The sequence below is a fragment of the Olsenella uli genome (assembly GCF_016900775.1).
Classification (GTDB): Bacteria; Actinomycetota; Coriobacteriia; order Coriobacteriales; family Atopobiaceae; genus Thermophilibacter; species Thermophilibacter uli_A.
Map to the genome: position 1 here is coordinate 1 of NZ_JACJKN010000013.1, position 22,380 is coordinate 22,380.

The following is a 22,380-nucleotide window of genomic DNA, read 5'->3' on the forward strand; positions in this document are numbered from 1 at the left end:
AGATGTGTATAAGAGACAGTCCTACAACCGCATCGGCCTCATGTACGCCGCGGCAAGCAAGCCCATCGAGCACATCCTGCGCACCGAGTGGAACTACCGGGGCTTCATCATCGACGACGCCCTCACCGCCTCCGAGTACTCCTCCGCGCCCGAGATGCTCATGGCCGGCAACAACATCTTCTGCCTGGACACCGCGCGCCCCACGGCCGTCGGCGAGCTCATCGAGTCCACCGACGACGGCGACCTGCTGCAGAAGGTCATCGACTCCAACCGCTACGTCTACTACGTCATGCTCCAGTCCTCCATGGGCACGCTCTCCGCGGACACCGTGGTCAACGACTCCATGCCGTGGTGGAAGATGGCCCTGTACGGAGTTGACGGCGCGCTCGCCGCGGCAACCGTCGGCGCTGCGGTCATGTATGCCGTCAACGCCCGCAAGGAGGGGACCAAGCCCGTGGAGGCCGGTAACCCCAGCGGCAAGAACCCTAACGAGAAGAACTAGCGGAGGTGTGAACAGATGCTGGTTGAACGTATGAAGAGCAGGGGCCTTGGCAGCCTGCTCTGCCTGGTGGCGGCGCTCGTTGCGCTGGTAACAGCCGTCGCGTTCTTTGCGACGCAGGCTGACGCCGCCCCTCTGGGTCACACGGGCATCATGCCCGGCCTGGCGCTCGTCGCGGGCGTCGCAGTGGGCATCGCCCTGACGCTCGTCCCCGTGCGCTTTGGCGCCCTTGTCCAGACCGTCGTCTACGGCGTCGCCCTGTACCTCATGGTGACGCAGCTCTACCTGGTCTTTGCCGACGTGATCAACCAGGTGACCTACGCCGGCGGCAACGCGGGGCTCTGCGTCATGTACATGGCGGGCACCTTTGCGAGCTGCCTGCTCTGCGTGATCGCCTGCTTCCTCGAGCAGCCCGTCTCCGCCGCGGATCGCGCCGCCTCCAAGCGCATGGTCCCCGTGGCCGTCGCGCTCGTGGTCGTTGCCGTTGCCGGCACCGTCTACGCCACGCTTGGCAACGGAGCCCTGGCCAGCCTGGGCTCCGGGGCCTCCGCGGGAGAGGCCGCCACGATGAGCGCCGCCGACAACGAGTTCGCCGACAAGACCATCGAGGAGCTCGTGGCCACCCCGCGCGCCGACTGGGAGGCCAAGGAGGCCAACGGCGAGGTCGCGTACTTCTTCGAGGGCCAGTACACCGAAGGCTTTGGCACCTCCGTTGACCCGGCCTGCATGGACATGTATCTCTGCAAGGACGGCTCCATGTACGGGTCCCTGAGCGGCCCGACCACCTCCGTCGCCCCCGGCGTCACCTACGTGTACGGCTACTGGTACACCACCAACGCCGACGGCGAGGATGACTTCGTCATCCATCTCACCGGCACGCAGAGCTCCGACGGCTCAACCCGCGCGACGGACCCCGCCACCGGCGAGGACACCGACATCCACATCTTTGACACCGAGCACGGCGACTACAGCTGGGAGGCCAGCTTCAGCCTGGGCCTCTATGGCGGCTTCATGACCCGCAACATGAACATCTACGGCCAGCAGTACGCGCCAGCCCAGAGCCTCACTGTCGACGCCTCCGCGCTGGGCACCTTCTACACGGGCGACGCCTTCGACCCGTCCGCGCTCGTGGTTACCGCCGTCCGCGGCAGCGGCTCCGAGGAGAGCATCTGGGGCGGCCGCGTGAGCTACAGCGGCTACGACTCCGAAACCGTTGGCACCAAGACCGTGACCGCCTCCTTCCTGGGCGCCACCGCCACCTTCGACGTGACTGTCGAGGAGCTGGTCGCCGACACCTACGCCGGCACCTATGGGCTGATCGTGAACGGCGCGGTGACCGACGCCGACGCCACGCTGGTAGTGGACTACTCCCACAAGACGCTCACCGTGTCCAACGCCGACGGCAGCGTCGTGGAGACGGGCACCATCGTCGAGGCCGACAATGACGCGCTGACCGTCACCATGAACGGCAGCGAGCCCTTTGAGGCCACGATCAGCGACGGCACCATTACGCTTCCCGCGCACACCGAGGTGGTCGCCGGCTTCACAGGCAGCACCACCTACGAGGTGGGCGCGTACACCTTCACCCTGTCCTAGCCCCTCGGTCCAGGCCTCTGGCCGAAATCCGGACCTGAAGGACATAGTCCCCCCTAGGGCCCGCCGCATCCCTCCGCGGCGGGCCCGTCCTCTGTTTCGGCCTCGCCGCCCGTTCAGGCAGGCGTTTTGCTCCGGCCCATCTCCGCACGACGCCTCGATCACGCATCCGCCATAATTGTTTGTATACTAACTATTGCAATACGAACAACCCAGACGACAGGGGCGCCGTGGAGCTTGACACAATCCACCACCAGCTGCTCATGGCCCAGAGCCATGCCAACCGCGCGATGATGGCCCGCGTCCGTGAGCGCGGCCTGCTGCCGGGCCAGCCCAAGGTCCTCGAGTACGTTGCCGACAACGAGGGCTGCCTGCAGCGCGACATCGCCGAGGCCTGCATGATGGACCGTGCCACGGTCACGGGCGTGCTCGCCCGCATGGAGGCGGCCGGCCTGGTCGAGCGGCGAGCCAAGCAGGGGGACCGCCGCGCGCTCGAGGTGCGCCTGACGGACGCGGGCTGGGACGCGGCCGAGTTCGTGGCGCGCTGCGGCGCCGAGGTCGACGGAATCGCACACGCGGGCATGAGCACGGAGGAGCGCGAGACGCTCTCGCGGCTGCTCGCCCGCGTCACGGAGAGCTTTGAGCGAGAAGAGCGAGGGGATGCACATGAGTGAGTTGGTTGCGAGCATCAGGTCGAGCGTCTCTCGGGCGGAGGCGGGCAGGCTGGCCTTGCGCTACCTCTGCTTTGCGGCAGGCCTGATCGTCAACTCGTTCGGCATCGCGTTCATCACCAAGGCGGCGCTCGGCACCTCCCCCATCTCGAGCATTCCCTACGTGCTCGACCTGCGCTTCCAGCCAACCTTTGGCGAGTTCACCTTTGTGCTCAACATGGTCTACATCGTGGCACAGGTAGTGCTGCTGCGACGTGACTTCCAGCCGATCCAGCTGCTGCAGGTCGTGGCGAACCTCGTCTTCAGCGCCTTCATCGACGTGAGCATGGGGCTGCTCTCCTGGCTCGCGCCCGCCGCGCTGCCCGCCCAGCTGGGCTCGCTCGCGCTCGGCTGCTGCATCCTGGCGTTCGGGCTCTCCATCGAGGTGGCGCCGCGCGTCATCGTGGTCCCCGGAGAGGGCATCGTGCGCGCCATTGCGTCCAAGATTGACCGCCCGTTCGGCACCTGCAAGCTCTGCTTTGACGCCACGCTCGTACTTATCGCCTGCGCGCTTTCCCTGCTGTTCTTTGGATGCATCAACGGCCTGGGCCTGGGCACGATCGTGGCCGCGCTCGCCGTTGGCCCCATCGTGAACCTTATCAACGCGCACCTACCCCTCATCGCCGCCATCCGCCGCCTGTAATTTGGGGACGGGTTATTCCGTCACATAATCACCGAGACAGAGGATCCGGACAGAAAGTACCTCCCAAGAGGTGGTTTCTGTCCGGATCCTCTGTCTCGGCGCACCAAAGCCGGCTCGCCGGGCGCCTACCAGATGCCGAGCACGTGCTGCATGCCCAGGCTCACGGCCGCGATGGCCACCCAGCAGCAAAGACCCATGAGGATCGGCTTGCCGCCCGTGCGTACCAGCTTGACGACGTTGGTGTTGAAGCCAATGGCCGCCATTGCCATGATGATGAAGAACTTGGAGAGCTCCTTGATCGGGGCGGTCACGGCAGCCGGCAGCGCAAACACCGTGGTCACCACGCTCGCCAGCACGAAGAACACGATGAAGAACGGGAAGGCGCGCCGCAGGCTGAAGGTGTTTCTCGCCTCGCCGCCCGCGCGGCGGGCCTGGCGGACCTGCCAGAACGCGAGCGCCAGCGTGATGGGGATGATGGCCAGCGTGCGCGTGAGCTTGACGATGGTGGCGGCGTCGAGCGTGTTAGCACCGGGGTGCATGCCATCCCACGCGGCCGCCGCGGCCGTGACGGACGAGGTGTCGTTCACCGCGGTGCCTGCAAAGAGACCAAAGCCCTCGTTGGTGAGGCCGAGCATGCCGCCGAGCGTGGGGAACACGAGCGCCGCAATCACGTTGAAGAGGAAGATCACGCTGATGGCCTGGGCCACCTCCTCGTCCTCCGCCTCGATCACGGGCGCGGTGGCCGCGATGGCCGAGCCGCCGCAGATGGAAGAGCCCACGCCGATGAGCGTGGAGATCTTGCCCGGGATGTTGAGCGCGCGACAGAGCGCATAGGAGACCACAAGCGACGTCGTGATGGTGGAGAGGATGATGGGCAGCGACATGGTGCCCACCTGCGCGATCTGCGCGAGGTTGAGGCCAAAGCCCAGGAGAATCACGGCGTACTGGAGGACCTTCTTGGATGTGAACTTGATGCCGGCGGCGAGCGGCGCGCCCTTCTCGGCGGGGACCAGCAGGGCGAGCACCATGCCAATGAGAATGGCAAAGACCGGACCGCCCACGACCTCGAACCGCTTGCCCAGAAGCCATGCCGGCACGGCGATGACCAGCGCAAACAGCACGCCCTTCCACGTCTTTCCAAAGTCCTTGATGAGCTCCATGCGCGTGACCCCCTCGTTGTTGCGTCTTCGAGGAAAGGCTACGCCTCACGGATATAATCAATACCATCGGTTTGCTTATGAACCCATAAGATTTTGGCGAGAAGGACCTGCATGCTCGACTATCGCACGCACACGTTTCTGACCGTCTGCCGCACCGGCAGCTTCACGCGCGCCGCAGAGCAGCTGCATGTCACCCAGCCGGCCGTCTCGCAGCACATCCGCCAGCTGGAGGCGCACTACGGCTGCGCGCTCTTTGCCAAGACCGGCCGCGGCGTTGAGCCCACGGAGGCCGGAAGGCTGCTCTATCGCGCGTTGGACGTCGCGGCCAACGACGAGACCCGGCTGCGCGCGGAGCTCGACGCCCTGAAAGGCGAGAAGAACGCGCGCCCGCCGCTGCGCCTCGGCTGCACGCGCACGATAGCGGACTACGTGGCGCCGCGCGTGCTCTCGGGCCATATGAGGCGCCACCCGGACGACCACGTCTACCTGCGAACGGGAAACACCATGGAGCTTGTGGGGCTCATCGAGGCCGGGACGATTGACTTTGCGCTGGTGGAGGGCCCGTTCGACCAGACGTCCTTCGAGGGGGAGGTCCTCTCGACAGAACCGTACCTGGCGGTAGCGGCCGCCGGGGAGCGCCCTGCGAGCGTCACCGATCTTCTCGCCCGGCGACTCGTGCTGCGCGAGCCAGGCTCGGGCACGAGGGAGATCCTCGAGCGGCACCTTGCGGCGCGCGAGCTCTCCGTGGACGACTTCGCCGGCGTCATCGAGCTCGCAAGCATCCCCGCGATCAAGGCATGCGTGGCCGCCGGCGCGGGCGTGAGCTTTCTCTACCGCGTGGCGGTGGAGCGCGAGCTCGCGTCTGGCGAGCTCGCCGACGTGACGCCGGCCGATCTTTCCATCGAGCACGACTTCTCGCTCATCTGGCAGCGCGGGAGCCGCTACGCGGGGCACTACCGCGCCCTTCTGCGCGAGTGGGCGTAACATGACAGGCGCCCGGACCCGCGCCGCGTTACGGAGAACCATGTCGCACAAGCTGCTCAACGTTCTGGCCATCGCGCTCGGCAACCTGCTCGTGGCCCTTGCCGTCACGCTCTTCATTGTGCCGCACGGCCTTGTGCTCGGCGGGTCGACCGGCATGGCGCTCGTGATCACCCACCTCGCGCCCCTGCCGCTCTCCCTTGTGGTGCTCGCCATCAATGGGGCGCTCTTCCTGCTTGGGGCGCTCTTCCTCGGTCGCCGATTCGCCGCGTCGACCATCTTCAGCACGATTGCCTACCCGCTCGCTATGTCCGTGCTCGAGACCCTCCCCCTAGGGCAGCTCACCTCGGACCACATGCTCGCCGCTGTCTGCGCCGGGACCCTCATGGGCGCGGGGACCGGCCTTATCCTGCGCGCCGGCGGCTCTTCGGGCGGCAGCGACGTCATCGCCCTCGTTGCGCACAGGTACTTGCACGCCAACGTCTCGGCCCTGCTCTGGGCGATCGACGCCTGCGTCATCGCCTGCCAGCTCCCCTTCTCCAACTTCGAGCAGGTGCTGCTGGGCGTGCTTGCCCTGACGCTGCTCACCCTCGTCATGAACCGCGTCATGGTCATGGGCCGCTCGCAGGTCCAGCTGCTCATCTTCTCCAGCGAGCACGAGGCCATCCGCCAGAACATCCTGAGCGAGCAGGACGCCGGCGTCACCGTGATACCCATTGAGCAGGGCTACACGCGCCAGGAGGGCAAGGCGATCCTCAGTGTGATTCCCCGGCGCAAGCTGTGGAGGATGCGCGAGATGATCACCGCGGTCGACCCGGCAGCGTTCTGGGTAATCTCCGAGGTGAGCGAGATGCGCGAGCGGCAGCTGAGGCGCCGCGCGTGACATGGGGACGGAGGAGCTGTCAGCGCTCCGCCTCCGTGCCCGAAGCACAAAATGTGAGCATTTTACTAGCATATGAATCGGCAGAGGTCCGTCAGGTACAGGCCCATCAAGACGCGAATGGAAAGCACCCGATGTAACGCACCGCCATCGAGCAGGCAGGGGGATTGCACGCGGAGGACGGGAGCGGGGTGAGCCTTGTGCACGTGCTCGGCCCACAGACAACGGGCCGCTTTGGCCCCATCCTGATGCTCGACTCGTTTGACAGCGCCGACCCCGCGGACTGGAAGGCCGGCTTCCCGCCGCACCCGCACCGCAGCATCGAGACTTTGCGTGACGCATGGTCCGCGCCCAGGCGCCAAGACGGAGAATCCGGAGACGTGAGACGGGGACGAAGCGGTGGCAGCTCCCTCCGTCCCCGCGCCACGCCCTAGAGCTCGAAGAAGGTAACGGAGGAGGCGGGAATGCGCAGGGCGCCGTCCGCGAGCTCGGCCGCGCCGCCGAGGGTGTAGAGCACGCGCGCGGCCTCGTGGTCGCACGGCACCTCGACCGGCCGCGCCGCCGGGTTCAGCGCCACGAGCACGCGCTGACCGCCCTCGGCGCGCTCCGTGCGCAGGTAGACGAGCGGGTACGCGTCCTTCTCGCAATAGACGAACTCTACCGCGGCATTCACGCCGAGGGCCGGCGTAGCCCGGCGCAGCGCGATGAGCCGCTGCACCTCACGCCAGAGCGAGGCGTCGTCCGCCATCTGGGCCGCCACCGTGGGTGCGTCCCCGGCCGCATCCTGCGGGATATAGAGCTGGTCAGCCGGCGCGTCGGAGAAGCCGAAGTTGGGCTCTGCGGCATCCCACTGGATCGGCGAGCGCGCGCCCGTGCGCTGGTAGCCACCCTCGACGGAGGTCACGTCCAGGTAGCGCATGCCAATCTCATCGCCGGCGTAGACAAAGGGACAGCCCGGCATGGACATGATGAAGGCAAACGCCAGCTTCATCTCCTCCGGGTCCAGATACTTGCGCAGCCGGTCCATGTCATGGTTGCCGGACGGGATGCACATGAGGCCCTTGCCGTCCGTAAGCTCCATGTTGCGGCGGTACGTGGCTACAAACTCGCTCGCGTCGCCCGCGCCCTCATGCGCGAACCACGGGTGCTCGCAGCGGAAGAGGTCCAGGTAGTGCGACGTGCCAAACTGCAGCAGGAAGTCCATGTGAAAACCCGCTCGGATGGTCTTGTCCGGCTCGCCCCACTCGGAGATGAGGACGGCATTGGGATAGTGCGCGTCCAGGAAGGCACGCATGTCCTGCCAGAGGGCGATCGTTCCCTCCTGCTCGGGGTCGTCCTTCACGAGCGAGCCGGCCATATCCACGCGGAAGCCGTCGCAGCCGCGCTCCAGCCAGAACGCCATGACGTCCTTCATGGCCTGGCGCGTGGCCAGGGCCTCGGGGGAGTCCATCGCACTCTGCCAGGGCTCGGTCACGCGGTAGAAGCCGTAGTTGAGCGCCGGCTGGAAGGCAAAGAAGTTCACGGCCACGGCACCGTTGCGCTCGGCGATGCCGCGCAGCACGCCGTTCACGCCGGGCACGTCGCCCACGGGCGTCCAGACGTCATCGGTCCAGACGTAGCGACCGGTGTACTCGTTCTTCTCGGCACGGCATGACTCCTTGAACCAGGGGTGCTCGATGGAGGTGTGGCCGGGCACGAGGTCGAGAAGAACGTGCATGTCGCGGGCGTGCGCCTCGGCAAAGAGCCGCTCGAGGTCCTCGTTGGTGCCGTAGCGCGGGGCCACCTGGCAGTAGTCCGCCACGTCGTAGCCCGCGTCGCCGAAGGGCGAGACGAAGCACGGGTTGAGCCAGAGGGCATTGCAGCCCAGCTCGCGCACGTAGTCGAGCTTCTCGATGATGCCCTGGAGGTCACCGATGCCGTCAGCGTTGGTGTCGTTGAAGCTCTGCGGGTAGATCTCGTAGAAGACGGCGTCGTCAAGCCACGTGCTCATGGGCGTTCCTTTCTGTCTGGCGCACTCCCCGTTCCCTATTTTGGAAACGTTTCCATTCCATGGATATTGTACTTCGGGAAATGCGCCGCGAGAAGAACGAGCCGGCGGACGGTACCCATCCGCTCCCCAATTTACCCAAGTCTTCTGATGGTGAAGTGCTGCGGGCAATCGCCCTCCTCGCCCGGCAGGTCGAAGGCGCCCTCGCGCAGAACGGTCCAGCGCTCTCGTCCCGCATAGGCGGGCCACTCACCGTTGTCCGACATGTGCACGAGCGTCACGGGCCCCGTGGCCTCGCGCTCCAGCTTGTCGAGAAACGCTGTGAGCACCGGCGTGTCAAACGGGTTGAACAGGTAGACGTGCGTGAAGCCAGCAAGCGGCAGGTCGAGCGCGCTACCTGCGACCACGCGCACGTTGGGGTAGCGCGCCGACCACGCGGCGGCCTCCGCCGCGAGCGCCGGGTCCAGCTCCACGCCCATCGCGCGCCCGGGCAGCCCTGCGCTCACGAAGTAGGCAAGCACGCGACCGGCTCCGCAGCCCACGTCGAGCAGATGGGAGTCCGCGCTGAGGTCCAACCCGCCAAGGAGGTCCTCAAGCACAAAGTAGGGCGTGGCCGTGGGGTCATGGGCGCCTGCCGCAGCATGGCGGGTCCTCTCGGCACGCTCGAGCGAGCGGCCGGCAACGGCCAGATCGCGAAGCAGGTCGGCGTCAGGCATCGAGCCAGAACTCCTCGACCGGCCTGTCGTGGTCGTAGACGCAATCGTCCCTCTCGCCAATCTCGCGAAGCACGCGGCACGGGTTGCCCACGGCCACCACACCGACAGGCACGTCGCGCGTGACCACGCTGCCCGCGCCAACCACCGAGCCCGCGCCCACCGTCACGCCCGCCAGCACCACGCACCCGGCACCGAGCCAGGCACCCCTGCAGATGCGGACGGGCTTGTTGTACTGCAGGCCCTTGGCGCGAAGACGCGGCGAGACGGGGTGCGACGCCGTGCAGATGGTGACGTTGGGGCCAATCATCACGTCGTCCTCGATGAAGATGTCCGCATCGTCCACCAGCGTGAGGCCCATGTTGGCGTAGACGTTGCTGCCCAGGTGCAGGTTGGCGCCGCCCCAGTTGGCGTGGAACGGCGGCTCAATCATGCAGCCCTCGCCCACCTCGGCCACGAGCTTTGCGAGAAGCGCGTCGCGCTCCTCCGAGCTGCTGAACGGCAGGGCGTTGTAGGCGTCCAGCACGTCGCGCCGGCGCTCCTGCTCGGCAAAGAGCTCCGGGCTGTTGCACGCGTAGAGCCGGCCGTCGGCCATGCGCCGCCGCACTTCCGCGAGGTCCATCGAGCCTCCGTTCTTCTCGCCGGATAAGCGAGCGCCCCGCCGCTCGGAGTCGACGGGACGCTCATAATTTAGTTTAATTTCTTATTCCCACTCGATCGTGCCGACGGGCTTGGGCGTCAGATCGTACGTCACGCGGCAGATGCCCGGCACCTCTGCGAGGATGCGGTCGGTGATCTTCTTGAGCAGCGCCCAGTCAAGCTCGGGCACCGTGGCGGTCATGGCGTCGACGGTGTTGACGGCGCGAATGATGGCCGGCCAGTCGTAGGCGCGCCTGCCATCGCGCACGCCGGTCGCGCGCATGTCGGGCACCACGACGAAGTACTGCCAGACCTTGCCGGCAAGCCCGGCCTCGGCGAACTCCTCGCGCAGGATGGCGTCCGCCTCGCGCAGCGCCTCCAGACGGTCGCGCGTGATGGCGCCGAGGCAGCGCACGCCCAGGCCCGGGCCCGGGAACGGCTGACGCTCAACCATGCCCTCGGGAAGCCCCAGCGCGCGGCCCACCACGCGGACCTCGTCCTTGAAGAGCAGGCGCACGGGCTCCACGAGCTCGAACTGCAGGTCTTCGGGCAGGCCGCCCACGTTGTGGTGCGCCTTCACGCCGTCGGACTCCACGATGTCCGGGTAGATGGTGCCCTGCGCGAGGAAGTCCACGTCGTCGGCGACCTTGCGGGCCTCCTCCTCAAAGACGCGGATGAACTCGGCGCCGATGATCTTGCGCTTGCGCTCGGGCTCGGCCACGCCGGCCAAGAGGTCGAGGAAGCGGTCCGTGGCGTCCACGTAGACGAGGTTGGCGTCCATCTGGTTCTTGAAGACGTCAACGACCTGCTCGGACTCGCCCTTGCGCATGAGGCCGTGGTTCACGTGCACGCAGATGAGCTGCCTGCCGATGGCCTTGATGAGCAGCGCGGCCACCACGGAGGAGTCCACGCCGCCGGAGAGGGCAAGCAGGACCTTCTTGTCGCCGACCTGCGCGCGGACGGCCGCGACCTGCTCGTCGATAAAGGCCTGCGCGAGCTCGGGAGTGGTGATGCGCGCCATGTCGTCCGGGCGCTTGTTCGGGAGGTCCATGCCAGCTCCTTTGAACGGGGAATCGATGTCTCGATTCTACCGGAGAGGAGCTAGACGAAGGTCTGAGACGCCCCCTTGACGGCGGTGCGCGGGCATGCGCTCCGTTTCTAGGTGTTTTTTGATGGGCGCTTCGGGTACAGCCTCTCAACCCCATCACAAAACCCCAGGTCACGAAATGCTATAGGATAAGCAGCACTTGAATCTCCCGCCGAAAAACACCTAGAAACGGACCGCTGTGTGCTCGGCCGGCCCCCCGTTGCCCCGCGGCGGCACGATGACGTCATAGCGCACGGCCTTGCCCGCAACGGAATGGCTCGGCCTGGTGCCGGCGAGCCAGGGCCCCTTGGGCGGCCGCTTGATGACGACCTTCCGCGGGCGCACCGCCAGTGCGGCCCCCAGCAGCTCCTCCTCGTTGTCGCACGGCCGCTCGAGGTGGTGCAGGAGCTGGAACTTCTTCTTCACCGCCGCGCTCTTGGTGCGCCCGGGAAACATCGGGTCGAGAAACACCACGTCGGGCGAGAAGCCCAGCGCGTGCAGGCCGGGGACCGAATCGCCCTCCACAAGCGTCATGCGCGCGACGACGCCCGCGAGCCGAGGATCGCGGGCCGCCCGTTCGAGCGCGTCGCGCAGGAGTGCGGCGATCACCGGGTCCTGCTCGAACATCGTGACCGTAAACCCCGCCGCCGCCAGAAGCAACGAGTCCTCCCCGAGCCCCGCCGTGGCGTCAACGACGCATGGATCAGAGACGCCGCGCACGCGAGCCGCGCGCACGAGCAGCTCGCGCCCCAGGCGGTCCGGGCGCAGCCGGGGCAGCAGGCGCGCGAAATCTGCTCGCAGCACCATGCCGTCACCCACGAGCGCAAGCCCCTCGGCGTCGCGCCGCAGCTCGACGCCCCCCTCGCCCGTCATGGCAGGATCATCTCCCATCGTGTTTCCCTCCGGCAAACTGTCGCGCCGCGCGAACGTTTTGCCCTAGCATGACACGCGGCGGACACGACGTCGAGCGGAAGAGGGAGCATGGCGGAACAGGCGACGGCAAGAAGGGGCAAGGTGCCCGTGCGGCTCGGGCTCATCGTCATCTGTGCGGGCGGGTTCATGGACGCGTACTCGTACCTGCTGCACGACCACGTCTTTGCGACGGGGCAGACCGGCAACATCGTCCTGCTCTGCATGAACCTCGCCGAGGGGGCATGGCTCGGCGTGTCGCACTACCTCGTGTCCATCCTGGCCTTCGTGGCCGGCATCATGCTCTCCCGCCACGTCCTCGTACGCGTGCACGGAAGGGCGACCCACCGCATGCAGAGATGGGTCGCCGTCTTCGAGGCCGTTGCGTTTGCCGTCGTGGCGCTCCTGCCGCAGGGCATGCCCGACCTGCTCGTCAACAGCGCCATCTCGTTCTGCGCCGCCGTCTCGTACGAGAACTTCCGGCAGTTCGGGACCAGGTCGGCGTACGCGAGCGTCTTTTGCACCGGCAACCTGCGCTCCCTTGGAGAGACGCTCTACGACGGCATCTTCGAGAAGGACCGCCATGAGCTGCACCGCTCGGCGCGCTACGCCGGGCTCGTCGCGTCGTTTTGCGTCGGCGCCGTGGCGTGCAAGCTCCTGATTGACGCAACAGGCAAGTTCGCCTGCCTCGCCATCAGCGCGCTCTTCCTCCTCTCGCTGCGCTACATCGTCGACCCGGACGCGTGAGGGCACCTGACAAAAGTGCCAGGGGCAACTGTCACGAGCGTCAGCTGGGCGCGTGTCCCTAGCGCTTCGTGATCATCGGGGTAGTTGCGAGGCCGAGAAGCACGATGACGGCCCCCACCGCGTAGGCGGCGCGCGTGGAGTCAAAGCGAGCCTGGGCATCCAGCCTCACCAGCTCGTCGCGCTCGTCCTGGGTCAGGTCGACCTGGTCGAGCTGCCGCTCGAGCTCGTCGTTGCTCTCGAGGTCGACGCTCATGTCGGAGAGCTGCCCGCGCACCTCCGGGGAGAGGGCCGCGTCGCCCGCGATTCCCGCGTGCATCGCGTTGGTCATCCCAAAGAGCAGCACCGCGCCCAGCAGCGCCACGCCGAACGCCTGGCCAACGTTGCGCATCGTGCTCTGGATGCCGCCCGACTGGGAGGCGTCGCGCTCCGGCAGGGCGAGGGCGACGATGTTGCTCGCGTGCGAGGCCACCGTGCCCGCCCCCATACCGGCGAGAAACGCGCCCGCATAGACGCCGGCCGCGCTGGCGCCGTCCGTCGTGACCGAGAGGGCCATGACGCCGAGGGCAAGCGCCATCTCGAGGTAGCCGGCCTGGATGACGTGGCGCGGGTTGGCGTGCGGAAGCAGCTTGGGGATGCCCAGCGAGAAGGCAAACGTGGGCACGCCCGTCACGATTGAGACAACGCCCACGTCAACGGGCGACCAGCCGGCAACGAGCTGCAGGTAGGGCGCCATGAGGATGGACTGCGCCCCCATGAAGAAGAACATGATCGCGTTGGCGGCAAGGCCGGCGAGCACCTGCGGCGTTCGCAGGAAGGAGCTCGGCAGGAGCGCGATGCCGTTTCTCTCCTCCACGCGGCGCTCCACCCGCACGAGGACCGCAAGCACCACGATGCCGCACGCCATCACCGGCAAGGCCGGGGAGACCCCGAAGATCGTGAACGGGCAGCGCTCGAACGGGGTGATGAGGCCCCAAGCGGACACGTTGGAGAGGCCTATGAGGAAGAGGAACAGCCCCAGCGCGGCAAGGGTCACGCCGATTCCATCAAACGCGAGCCTCTCGCCCACGGACGCCGCGCGCGGGAGCCGCAGCGAAAGCGCCGCCACCACCGCGAAGTAGGCGGCGAGCAGCAGGAAGGTCGGCTTCATCCCGGCGTTCTCCATGACCATGCCCAGCGCGAGCGGCAGCACGGCGGAAAGGCCGGATGCCGCACCGACGCAGCCGAAGGCAACCATGCGGTTGCGACCGGCGTAGAGCACGGGGATGAGGCCGAGGATCGAGGGGACGAGCAGGCTCGCGCCGAGCCCCACGAGGACGCGGCCCACCCAGATGAAGACGGCCATGTTCGGCGCGAGCGCGAGCGCCACCTCGCCCGCGGCGCACACGACGGCGCCCGCGCGGAACGTCCGCGCCCAGCCGAGGATGGTCCCCAGAAGGCCGCCGGCAATCATGAAGGCCCCACCCACGAGCGGGTAGATCATGTTGGCGAGCTGGATGTCCGACGTCGTGGCGCCGAGGTCGCTCGCGAGGGCCGAGGCGGCGAGCGACAGGGCGCCGTTGTCGCCGGTCGTGCCCATCTGGGCGAGGATCAGAATGATGACGGGAAGGACGAGGAACTTCTCGGCCGTGGGGGACGACGCGACAGCGGCCTCCCCGCCCGCCGCTGAGGTGGGATTGCTCATGGGTCTTCTCCTTGTTCGATTGCTTTTGTCCGGGCCCGGGCGGGCCCGGGCCGCGCTGCGCTACGCCGCCGCTTCCACGACCACCGGCTCCGTGCCCGTGAGGTCACACCCCGCAAGCGGGTACGCCCTGATCGCGAGGTCGTCATAGGCCGCGTGATAGTAGGTGAGGCTCGCGGCGGAGAAGCAGCTCGTGTAGAGCGTCCGCTCGAAGGTGCCGTCGCCCATGCGCGCGCAGCCGTCCGGCACCGCCACCGACCCGAGGGTGCGGAAGAGCCGCGTGACGTTGGCGCGCTCCCCGTCCTGAACGGGATAGTGCGCGTTCACAAACGCCACCTTCGCAAAGCGAGAGGGGCCGCTGTAGTCGCCGGGCATGCCGCGCATCCCCATGCCGGAGCCAAACGGGGCGAGGCCCGCCCCTCCCCACGCGGCGGGCGCAGGCTCGTCCTCGGAGAGCGTCAGGTAGTTCCGCAGGTTCTGGCGCTGCCAGCCGAAGTCCGGCTCGTTGGTGAGCACGTCGACGTCGTCCTCCCACACGCGCAGGCCGCCCTCGAGGCACTCGACGACCACGCTGCCGGTGGCGTCGCCGACGATCCAGTGGAGGTTCGCGACGGGCAGCCGCTCGTTCACCGCACGCGCCACGACGGTCACGCGCGCAAGCGCGGCGCGCACCTCGTCCACGCTCGAGAAGTTCCTCGCCACCCAGTAGGGGAACTCGTAGGCCGCGACGTTCACGCCCCCGTCCGCCGGGGCCGCGGCGTAGCGGGCGCTCTGCGGGAAGTTGAGCCCGGCGACGGCGAGGCCGGCGTCGTTGCCGCAGTCAAAGTAGAGCGGCACGCCGCCCACGACGATGCCCATGCCAATGACGGCGTGCCCCCGCTCGAGGTCATCCGGCCGCTCGAAAGCGGCCGGGACGCGCGCCGCAGGAGGGGTCATCACCACGCGCTCGCCATAGCCCTGGGTCCAGTCAAGGTTGCGGCCGAAGTACATGGCGCCGTTGGCGTCGGTGAAGCGAATCCCCGTGCACATGGGGCGGCCCCCTCCCTGCCCCGCCGTTCTTCTCGGCAGGACACGCAGAATAACAAAACGACTATCTGTTACCCACATATTCCCGACGCAAACCCAAGGCGCGCCGCTTTTCCCGGAGCGTCTAAGAATTCGGCGTCAACGGGCGGACGCGTCGCCGCATTTCCGCGCGCCTGAGCTATCATGATGACTATACGTTGGGACAACACAGCGCTTGGAGGCTCAGCCCATGCCCATGACCGCGATCATCCTCGCCGCCGGCGAGGGAACGCGCATGAAGTCCCGCCACCCCAAGGTAATGCACAAGCTTCTCGACCGCCCGCTCGTCTCGTGGGTCACGCGCGCCGCGCGCGCCGCCGGCGCCGAGCGCATCGTGGTGGTCGTGGGCAACGGCGCCCAAGAGGTGCGGGACCATCTTGCCAACGAGAAGAACGTCGAGTTCGTCGAGCAGACGGAGCGCCTGGGGACCGGCCACGCCGTCCGCGTGGCGCTCGAGGCGACCGGCATCGACGCCGGGCCCGTCGTCATCCTGAACGGCGACCTGCCGCTCATCGAGCCCGAGACCGTCCGCGCCTTCGCCGAGTCCGTGGCGGACGGCGGCCACGCCGCCTCCGTCCTCACGATGACCCCGCCCGACCCGCACGGCTACGGCCGCATCGAGCTCGCCGAGGACGGCTCCGTGGCGCGCATCGTCGAGCAGAAGGACTGCACGCCCGAGCAGGACGCGCAGCTCCTGGAGTGCAACGCCGGCTGCTACGCCTTCGACGGTGCCCTTCTCGCCGCCCACGTGGGCGAGATCGGCAACGACAACGCCCAGGGCGAGTACTACCTCCCCGACATGGTGGAGATCCTGCGCGGCCACGGCCACGCCACCACGATCGTCCACTGCGAGGACTACCGCGAGGGCCTCGGCGCCAACAACCGCGTGCAGCTCGCCGAGCTCGCGGCGCTCGCGCGCGACCGCATCAACGAGCGCCTCATGCTCGGGGGCGTCTCCATGCTCGACCCCACCACCACCTGGGTGGGCCCCGACGTCACCGTTGGGCGCGACACCGTTCTTCTCCCCATGACCATGCTCTGGGGCAGCACCACGGTGGGCGAGGAGTGCGTCCTCGGCCCCAACACGCGCCTCACGGACTGCACCGTGGCCGACCACGTCTCCCTGGAGGAGACCGTGGGCGTGGACGTGACCATCGAGAAGGACGTCACCTGCGGCCCGCGCGCCTACCTCCGCGGCGGTGCGCACATCCTCGAGGGCGCCCACGTGGGCACGCACGTGGAGATCAAGAACTCCACCATCGGCGTGGGCTCCAAGGTGCCGCACCTCTCCTACATCGGCGACTGCACCATGGGCGCGGGCGTCAACATCGGCGGCGGCTCCATCACGTGCAACTACGACGGCGTGCACAAGAACCGCACCGTCATCGGCGACAACGTCTTCGTGGGCTCCGACACCATGATGGTCGCGCCCGTCACCATCGGCGACGGCGCGCTCGTGGGCGCCAGCTCCTGCGTCACCAAGGACGTCCCTGCCGACGCGCTCTACCTCGAGCGCGCCGAGCAGCGCATCGTAGAGGGGTACGCCGCCCGGCGCCTCGAGAGACTCAAGAAAGGTGAGGCCTAGATGTACGAGAACCTGTGTGAGCCCATGCCGCTGAAGAAGGAAATCAAGCTCTACACCGGCACCGGCAACCCCGCGCTGTCCCAGAAGATCGCTGACATCCTGCACCTCGAGCTTCAGGGCCTCAAGATCGAGAAGTTCGCCAACGGCGAGATCTACGCCCGCTTTGACGAGTCCGTCCGCGGCGACGACGTCTTCTTCATCCAGTCGCTCTCGGGCGCGAGCGTCAACGACCTCCTCATGGAGACCCTCGTCGTGGCCGACGCCGCCAAGCGCGCCTCCGCCTCCAAGTTCACCGCCGTGCTCCCGCACTACTGCTACGCCCGCCAGGACCGCAAGGCCTCCGCGCGCGAGCCCATCACCGCGCGCCTCGTGGCCAACCTGCTCGAGGCCGCCGGCGTCAACCAGGTCATCACAGTCGACCTCCACCAGGGCCAGATCCAGGGCTTCTTTGACATCCCCGTGACCCACCTCACGGCGCTCTACCTCATCGGCGACTACTTCAAAGAGAAGGACTTCGACTGGGAGAGCACCGTCGTGGTCTCGCCCGACATGGGCCGCGCCAAGGTTGCCAAGCGCCTCTCCGACTACCTGGGTTGCGAGGTCGCCATTGCCCACAAGAGCCGCCCCAAGCACAACGCGTCCGAGGTCATGGGCATCATCGGCAACATCGAGGGCAAGACCTGCATCGTCAACGACGACATGATCGACACCGCGGGCACCCTCTGCAACTCCGTCCGTAAGCTCAAGGAGATGGGCGCCGGCGACATCTACGTCTCCGCCACGCACGGCATCTTCTCCGGCGAGGCCATCCAGCGCCTCGAGGACGCGCCGCTCGTGGAGTGCGTCGTCACCGACATCATCCCCTGCGAGGCCGCCAACAAGCCGGGCTCCAAGATCAAGACCGTCTCCGTTGCCAACGAGCTCGCCGAGGCCATCAACAGCGTCTACATGCGCCGCTCCGTCTCCGAGATCTTCGGCGGCCAGGGCGCCGAGATCTAACCCATTTGGGGACGGGCTTTTCTCTCAGAGAAAATGGGGCAGGTTCCCCACCGGTGATTTGTAGAGAGCGCGGGGTCGCCTTTGGGCGGCCCCGCGCTTAGTAAAGGCCGGTCACTGCAGATCGACGCCGCGTTCCGGTTAGCATATCGGAGTTGTTGCGGCGCAGAAGCCCCTCGGAGACCCGGATTGCCGCCCCAGGATGCCCGTCTGCATAGAAAACGCCGGCGATTGCGGGCTGGAAGCACGCCCCGGTTGCAACGACCCTCCAATGCTAACACCCTGGCGAGAAGAACCTGCAATGACCCCCAACCACTAACCGCCTGCCGCCCTCGCCCGCGGCTCGCCCTACAATGGACGGACACCGGCCGTCCCAACGCAAGGAGTCCCATGCCCGCCCCAGCCAAGCCCGCCGCCATCAGAATCGTCTGCGGCCTCGGCAACCCCGACGCCGAGTACGCCCGCACCCGGCACAACGCCGGCTTTGCCACCATCGACGCCGTGGCCGCGCGCCAAGGCGTCCGCTACTGGAAGTCCGAGGCGGGCGCGCAGGTCGCCTCGATCACGGTGACCGGGAAGAACGGCGAGAAGCGCGAGGTTCTTCTCGCCAAGCCCATGAGCTACATGAACACCTCGGGCGGGCCGCTCTCCAAGCTGGCGCGCGCCCACCGCGTGCGGCCGGAGGAGATCCTCGTGGTCCACGACGAGGTGGACCTACCCGCCGGCGAGGTCAAGCTGAAGCTGGGAGGCGGCCTCAACGCGCACAACGGCCTGCGCTCCATCGCCGACAAGCTCGGCAGCCGCAACTTCGCGCGCGTGCAGTTTGGCATCGGCCGCCCGCCCGGGCGCATGGCCGTGGCCGACTACGTCCTGCGCGAGCTCAAGGGGAACTTCCTCGAGGACTTCGAGCTCGCCGTGGAGCGCGCGGCCGACCTCGTGGAGCAAACGCTGTAGGCGGCGGGTGAGACAAATGAACCTGTCCCCCTTGTCTCACCCGCCGCCCCCGTCTCACGCCCGCCCGCCGTTCTTCTCGCCCGGCGGGCTTGATTGCGCCGGCACTCGGGTACAATGAGGGACGTTGGAAAGGCCCTGTTCGGGCCGCCAAACTAGAGGGAATGCAGGAGAGGAGTTCGGTTAATGTACAAGATCCTCGAAAAGACGCAGTTCTCTGAGAAGGTGTTCAAGTTCCGCATCGAGGCGCCCCGGATGGCCAAGCACGCGCACGCCGGCCAGTTCCTGATGGTGCGCGCCAACGAGACGGGCGAGCGCGTCCCGTTCACGCTCGCGGGCTGGAACGCCGAGGAGGGCTGGGTCGAGTTCATCTTCATGGTGATCGGCAAGACCACGGAGATGCTGTCCACCTACGAGGCGGGCGACTCCATCCAGGACGTCACCGGCCCGCTGGGCATGCCCACCGAGATGGCCGACGGCCCCTGCGCCGTCATCGGCGGCGGCGTTGGCCTTGCCATCGCCTACCCGGTGGCCAAGCACCTGGTGGAGACCGGCCACGAGGTCCACGCCATCATGGGCGCCCGCACCAAGGACCTGCTGCTCCTCGAGGAGCAGTTCCGCGAGCTCCTGCCGGCCGACCACATCCACATCACCACCGACGACGGCTCCTACGGCGAGAAGGGCGTGGTCACCGCACCGCTCGAGCGCCTGCTCCAGGAGAAGGCCGTCAGCCAGGTCTTCTGCGTCGGTCCCGTGCCGATGATGAAGTTCTCCGCCCTCACGGCTGAGAAGTACAACACGCCGATCACGGCGTCGCTGAACCCCATCATGGTCGACGGCACCGGCATGTGCGGCTGCTGCCGCGTGGAGGTCGACGGGCAGACCAAGTTCGCCTGCGTCGACGGCCCCGACTTCGACGCCACCAAGGTCGACTGGAACGACCTGCGCGCCCGTCAGGCCGCGTATCTCACCGAGGAGGGCCAGTCCCTCAAGGCCTATGAGGAGGCGAACTGCGCATGCCACAGGTAAACGGTCGCTTTGTTCCGGACATGAAGTCCCCGCGCACGCCGGACAACGAGGAGCCGGCAGCCGAGCGCGCGTGCGACTTCCGCCCCGTCGACAAGGGCTTCACCAAGGAGATGGCGCTGGCGGAAGCCGAGCGCTGCATGGACTGCAAGAAGCCGTTCTGCGTCGAGGGCTGCCCCGTCAACATCAACATCCCCAAGTTCATCGAGAAGATCCGCGAGGAGAAGTTCGGCGAGGCGCTCGACATCATCCGCGAGGACTCGATGCTCCCCGCCATCTGCGGCCGCGTGTGCCCGCAGGAGAACCAGTGCGAGGGCAAGTGCATCCGCGGCAAGAAGGGCGACCCGGTGGCCATCGGCCAGCTGGAGCGCTTCCTCGGCGACCAGCCCGAGCTGGCCTCCCAGCCCAAGATGGCTCCCAAGAACGGCAAGAAGGTCGCCGTGGTTGGCTCCGGCCCGTCCGGCATCACCTGCGCCGGCGAGCTGGCCCGCAACGGCTTTGACGTCACCGTCTTTGAGGCCTTCTTCACCGGCGGCGGCGTGCTCGTCTACGGCATCCCCGAGTTCCGTCTGCCCAAGGCCGTCGTCAAGCGCGAGATCGACGGCCTGGAGGAGATGGGCGTCAAGTTTGAGTACAACTCCGTCGTCGGCCGCATCACGGACGCCGAGGAGCTCTTCGCCGAGGGCTTTGACGCCATCTACATCGCCACGGGCGCGGGCCTGCCCAAGTTCCTCAACGTGCCCGGCGAGAACCTGCCCAACGTCTTCTTCGCCAACGAGTACCTCACGCGCGTGAACCTCATGAAGGCGAACAAGTTCCCCGAGTACGACACGCCCACCAAGCACGGCAAGAACGTCGTGGTCTTTGGCGGCGGCAACGTGGCCATGGACGCCGTGCGCACCGCCAAGCGCCTGGGCGCCGAGCGCGCGATCATCGCCTACCGCCGTACCGAGGCCGAGATGCCCGCCCGTCGCGCCGAGCTTCACCACGCCAAGGCCGAGGGCGTCGAGGTCATGCCGCTCGTGGCGCCGCTCGAGTTTGTCAAGGGCGAGGATGGCGCCGTCTGCGCCGTTCGCGTGCAGAAGATGGAGCTCGGCGAGCCCGATGCCTCCGGTCGTCGCCGCCCCGTGCCCATCGAGGGCGCCATCGAGGAGATCCCCTGCGACGTGGCCATCTCCGCCATCGGCACCAACGCCAACCCGTTCGCCAAGATGATCGGCGACATCAAGCTCAACAAGTGGGGCTACATCATCGCCGACGAGGACGGCCGCACCTCCGACCCGCGCATCTGGGCCGGCGGCGACATCGTCACCGGCGCGGCCACGGTCATCCTGGCCATGGGCGCCGGCAAGACCGCGGCGGCCTCCATCACGAGGACGCTCGTCGGGTAGCGAGAAGAACCTCCGACCTGACGGCCCCGCCGGTTTTCACGCGGAAGCGCACTTCAACTTCCGCTTAGAAAACCGGCGGGGCCTTTTGCTGTCGCGAGGTTCTTCTCGTCAGGAGCCGCCGAAGGGCGTCTGCCGGTTTGGGAGCTCGCGGTCCGCGCTTGGTGCCCCGACATCGAGTGCGGGCTAGAGCGCGCTCGACGCCCGCACTCGAGCACAAAACTCAAGAAGTGGGCCGCACTCCCTGACCCATCTCCGGAAACCTGCCCGCACTCGATACGCGGCTTGAGATGGGCGCGTCGGCAATCAGCACGCCCTTGCGTTCGGCAAAGAGCAGGGTGCCCATGCCATCCTTGGCCCATGAGAGAAAGCGTGCGTCAAGCTTTGCGGCAAGGTCGTCTTCCGCGTTGGCGAGAAATGCTTCGAGAGCGCTGAGGATGGCCCGCGCGGCTTCCGGACAATCTCCGCGCCCCAAGCGGGCATAGATGTCCTCGAGAAGCTGGTAGTCTTCTGCGGGGATGAGCTCGTTGATCTTCTTCAGGCCGAGAAACGCGTAGCGCCGGTCGTATTGGCTGCGAACCAGCACGGAGAGCCAGCCCACCGCATCGCTCATGATCTTTGCAGCCCAGGCGTCGTTTCTGCGCGCGTACGCAGAGCTCGCCTCAACAAGGCAGTAGATCGCAGACGAGAAGCACCGGCAGAGCTCCTCGTCCGTCACGTCCGCGCGCATAGGCGTCACGTCCTTGAAGATGCCCGCCGGATCGTATGCCGCGACGACGGGATCAAGGTTGCCGACCTGCTGGGGCTCGGCCACGTAAAGGTCCACATGGAGGGCGTCGGAGAAAATCGCAAGCTTCTGAGGCAGCCCAAAGTCAACGTCCTCGATGAAGACGATGTCGCCGTACGCCGCCAGGTACCTCTCGCGTCGCTCCAGCGCGGCATCGCGATTCTGAGGAGAGACGACGAGATAGAGATCGATGTCGGAGAACTCATCCGCATCGCCGCGGGCAATCGAGCCTTTGAGGACGACCGCCTCGCACAGACCGTCGGCAACCGCAGCATCAACGATGCGCGCGACGGCCTCGTCAAGGCGCGCGATGCCCGTGAATCGCCTCTCGTCCAACGTCGCCCCTCCCTAGGTCC

The 22,380-nt window shown here is 67.2% G+C and carries 21 protein-coding genes; 12 read left to right on the forward strand and 9 right to left on the reverse strand.

The genetic code is table 11. From position 1 onward, the window contains the following. The 4 genes from H6A23_RS08200 to H6A23_RS08215 all read left to right on the forward strand — a co-directional run. On the forward strand, window positions 1-502 hold a 502-nt coding region (locus H6A23_RS08200), incomplete at its 5' end, for a hypothetical protein (RefSeq protein WP_204831710.1). Window positions 503-517: 15 nt separating this feature from the next. After that, window positions 518-2,095, forward strand: a complete 1,578-nt coding sequence (locus tag H6A23_RS08205) for a bacterial Ig-like domain-containing protein (RefSeq protein WP_204831711.1) — start codon at window positions 518-520, stop codon at window positions 2,093-2,095. Between the two features lie 227 nt (window positions 2,096-2,322). Continuing rightward, window positions 2,323-2,766, forward strand: a complete 444-nt coding sequence (locus tag H6A23_RS08210; protein ID WP_204831712.1) for a MarR family winged helix-turn-helix transcriptional regulator — start codon at window positions 2,323-2,325, stop codon at window positions 2,764-2,766. Then, on the forward strand, window positions 2,759-3,445 hold the full coding sequence (locus tag H6A23_RS08215; protein ID WP_286165913.1) for a YczE/YyaS/YitT family protein: 687 nt from the start codon (window positions 2,759-2,761) through the stop codon (window positions 3,443-3,445). Before H6A23_RS08210 ends, H6A23_RS08215 begins: the two co-directional genes overlap by 8 nt. Before the next feature lie 125 nt (window positions 3,446-3,570). Here the strand turns inward: H6A23_RS08215 and H6A23_RS08220 are convergent, their stop codons facing one another. Next, the gene (locus tag H6A23_RS08220; protein WP_204831713.1) at window positions 3,571-4,605 is read right to left on the reverse strand and encodes a YeiH family protein; all 1,035 of its coding nucleotides are present in this window, start codon (window positions 4,603-4,605) and stop codon (window positions 3,571-3,573) included. A 111-nt stretch (window positions 4,606-4,716) separates the two neighbouring features. Between H6A23_RS08220 and H6A23_RS08225 the strand changes: the two genes are divergently transcribed. Together H6A23_RS08225 and H6A23_RS08230 are read left to right on the forward strand one after the other, a co-directional pair. Continuing rightward, window positions 4,717-5,589, forward strand: coding sequence for a LysR family transcriptional regulator (locus H6A23_RS08225; protein ID WP_204831714.1), 873 nt, complete (start codon window positions 4,717-4,719; stop codon window positions 5,587-5,589). Between the two features lie 40 nt (window positions 5,590-5,629). Further along, a complete protein-coding gene (locus H6A23_RS08230; protein ID WP_204831715.1) occupies window positions 5,630-6,469 on the forward strand; it encodes a YitT family protein in 840 nt (279 codons plus the stop codon). Between the two features lie 427 nt (window positions 6,470-6,896). Here the strand turns inward: H6A23_RS08230 and H6A23_RS08235 are convergent, their stop codons facing one another. The 5 genes from H6A23_RS08235 to H6A23_RS08255 all read right to left on the reverse strand — a co-directional run bounded on the left by H6A23_RS08235 (window position 6,897) and on the right by H6A23_RS08255 (window position 11,783). Further along, the gene (locus H6A23_RS08235) at window positions 6,897-8,456 is read right to left on the reverse strand and encodes an alpha-amylase family glycosyl hydrolase (RefSeq protein WP_204831716.1); all 1,560 of its coding nucleotides are present in this window, start codon (window positions 8,454-8,456) and stop codon (window positions 6,897-6,899) included. Between the two features lie 131 nt (window positions 8,457-8,587). Further along, window positions 8,588-9,169, reverse strand: coding sequence for a class I SAM-dependent methyltransferase (locus H6A23_RS08240; RefSeq protein WP_204831717.1), 582 nt, complete (start codon window positions 9,167-9,169; stop codon window positions 8,588-8,590). Beyond that, window positions 9,162-9,788, reverse strand: coding sequence for a sugar O-acetyltransferase (locus H6A23_RS08245; protein WP_204831718.1), 627 nt, complete (start codon window positions 9,786-9,788; stop codon window positions 9,162-9,164). Before H6A23_RS08245 ends, H6A23_RS08240 begins: the two co-directional genes overlap by 8 nt. Before the next feature lie 81 nt (window positions 9,789-9,869). Continuing rightward, entirely contained in the window at window positions 9,870-10,856 is a 987-nt protein-coding gene (gene guaA, locus H6A23_RS08250; RefSeq protein ID WP_204831719.1) for a glutamine-hydrolyzing GMP synthase, read from the reverse strand. 219 nt (window positions 10,857-11,075) lie between these two features. Next, on the reverse strand, window positions 11,076-11,783 hold the full coding sequence (locus H6A23_RS08255) for a class I SAM-dependent methyltransferase (protein ID WP_204831720.1): 708 nt from the start codon (window positions 11,781-11,783) through the stop codon (window positions 11,076-11,078). 90 nt (window positions 11,784-11,873) lie between these two features. On the opposite strand from H6A23_RS08255, the gene H6A23_RS08260 reads away from it, so the two are divergent. Continuing rightward, complete coding sequence (locus tag H6A23_RS08260) at window positions 11,874-12,548, forward strand: YoaK family protein (protein ID WP_204831721.1); 675 nt, start codon at window positions 11,874-11,876, stop codon at window positions 12,546-12,548. A gap of 58 nt (window positions 12,549-12,606) precedes the next feature. Here the strand turns inward: H6A23_RS08260 and H6A23_RS08265 are convergent, their stop codons facing one another. Continuing rightward, window positions 12,607-14,229, reverse strand: a complete 1,623-nt coding sequence (locus H6A23_RS08265; RefSeq protein WP_204831722.1) for an MFS transporter — start codon at window positions 14,227-14,229, stop codon at window positions 12,607-12,609. Window positions 14,230-14,289: 60 nt separating this feature from the next. Then, complete coding sequence (gene bsh / locus H6A23_RS08270) at window positions 14,290-15,255, reverse strand: choloylglycine hydrolase (RefSeq protein WP_204831723.1); 966 nt, start codon at window positions 15,253-15,255, stop codon at window positions 14,290-14,292. 226 nt (window positions 15,256-15,481) lie between these two features. On the opposite strand from bsh, the gene glmU reads away from it, so the two are divergent. The 5 genes from glmU (at window position 15,482) to gltA (ending at window position 21,240) form a co-directional block, all read left to right on the forward strand. Then, window positions 15,482-16,876: a bifunctional UDP-N-acetylglucosamine diphosphorylase/glucosamine-1-phosphate N-acetyltransferase GlmU gene (gene glmU, locus H6A23_RS08275; RefSeq protein WP_204831724.1), complete on the forward strand. Its 1,395-nt coding sequence runs from the start codon at window positions 15,482-15,484 to the stop codon at window positions 16,874-16,876. Next, window positions 16,877-17,875 (forward strand): ribose-phosphate diphosphokinase, encoded by a 999-nt coding sequence (locus H6A23_RS08280; RefSeq protein WP_204831725.1) that lies wholly within the window; start codon window positions 16,877-16,879, stop codon window positions 17,873-17,875. Window positions 17,876-18,262: 387 nt separating this feature from the next. Continuing rightward, on the forward strand, window positions 18,263-18,826 hold the full coding sequence (gene pth, locus H6A23_RS08285; protein ID WP_204831726.1) for an aminoacyl-tRNA hydrolase: 564 nt from the start codon (window positions 18,263-18,265) through the stop codon (window positions 18,824-18,826). A gap of 183 nt (window positions 18,827-19,009) precedes the next feature. After that, on the forward strand, window positions 19,010-19,852 hold the full coding sequence (locus H6A23_RS08290; RefSeq protein WP_204831727.1) for a sulfide/dihydroorotate dehydrogenase-like FAD/NAD-binding protein: 843 nt from the start codon (window positions 19,010-19,012) through the stop codon (window positions 19,850-19,852). After that, window positions 19,840-21,240 (forward strand): NADPH-dependent glutamate synthase, encoded by a 1,401-nt coding sequence (gltA, locus tag H6A23_RS08295; protein WP_204831728.1) that lies wholly within the window; start codon window positions 19,840-19,842, stop codon window positions 21,238-21,240. The genes H6A23_RS08290 and gltA overlap by 13 nt, the downstream gene beginning before the upstream one ends. 220 nt (window positions 21,241-21,460) lie before the next feature. Here gltA and H6A23_RS08300 read toward each other — a convergent pair whose 3' ends face one another. Next, the gene (locus H6A23_RS08300; protein ID WP_204831729.1) at window positions 21,461-22,360 is read right to left on the reverse strand and encodes a nucleotidyltransferase domain-containing protein; all 900 of its coding nucleotides are present in this window, start codon (window positions 22,358-22,360) and stop codon (window positions 21,461-21,463) included. Window positions 22,361-22,380 lie beyond the last annotated feature (20 nt).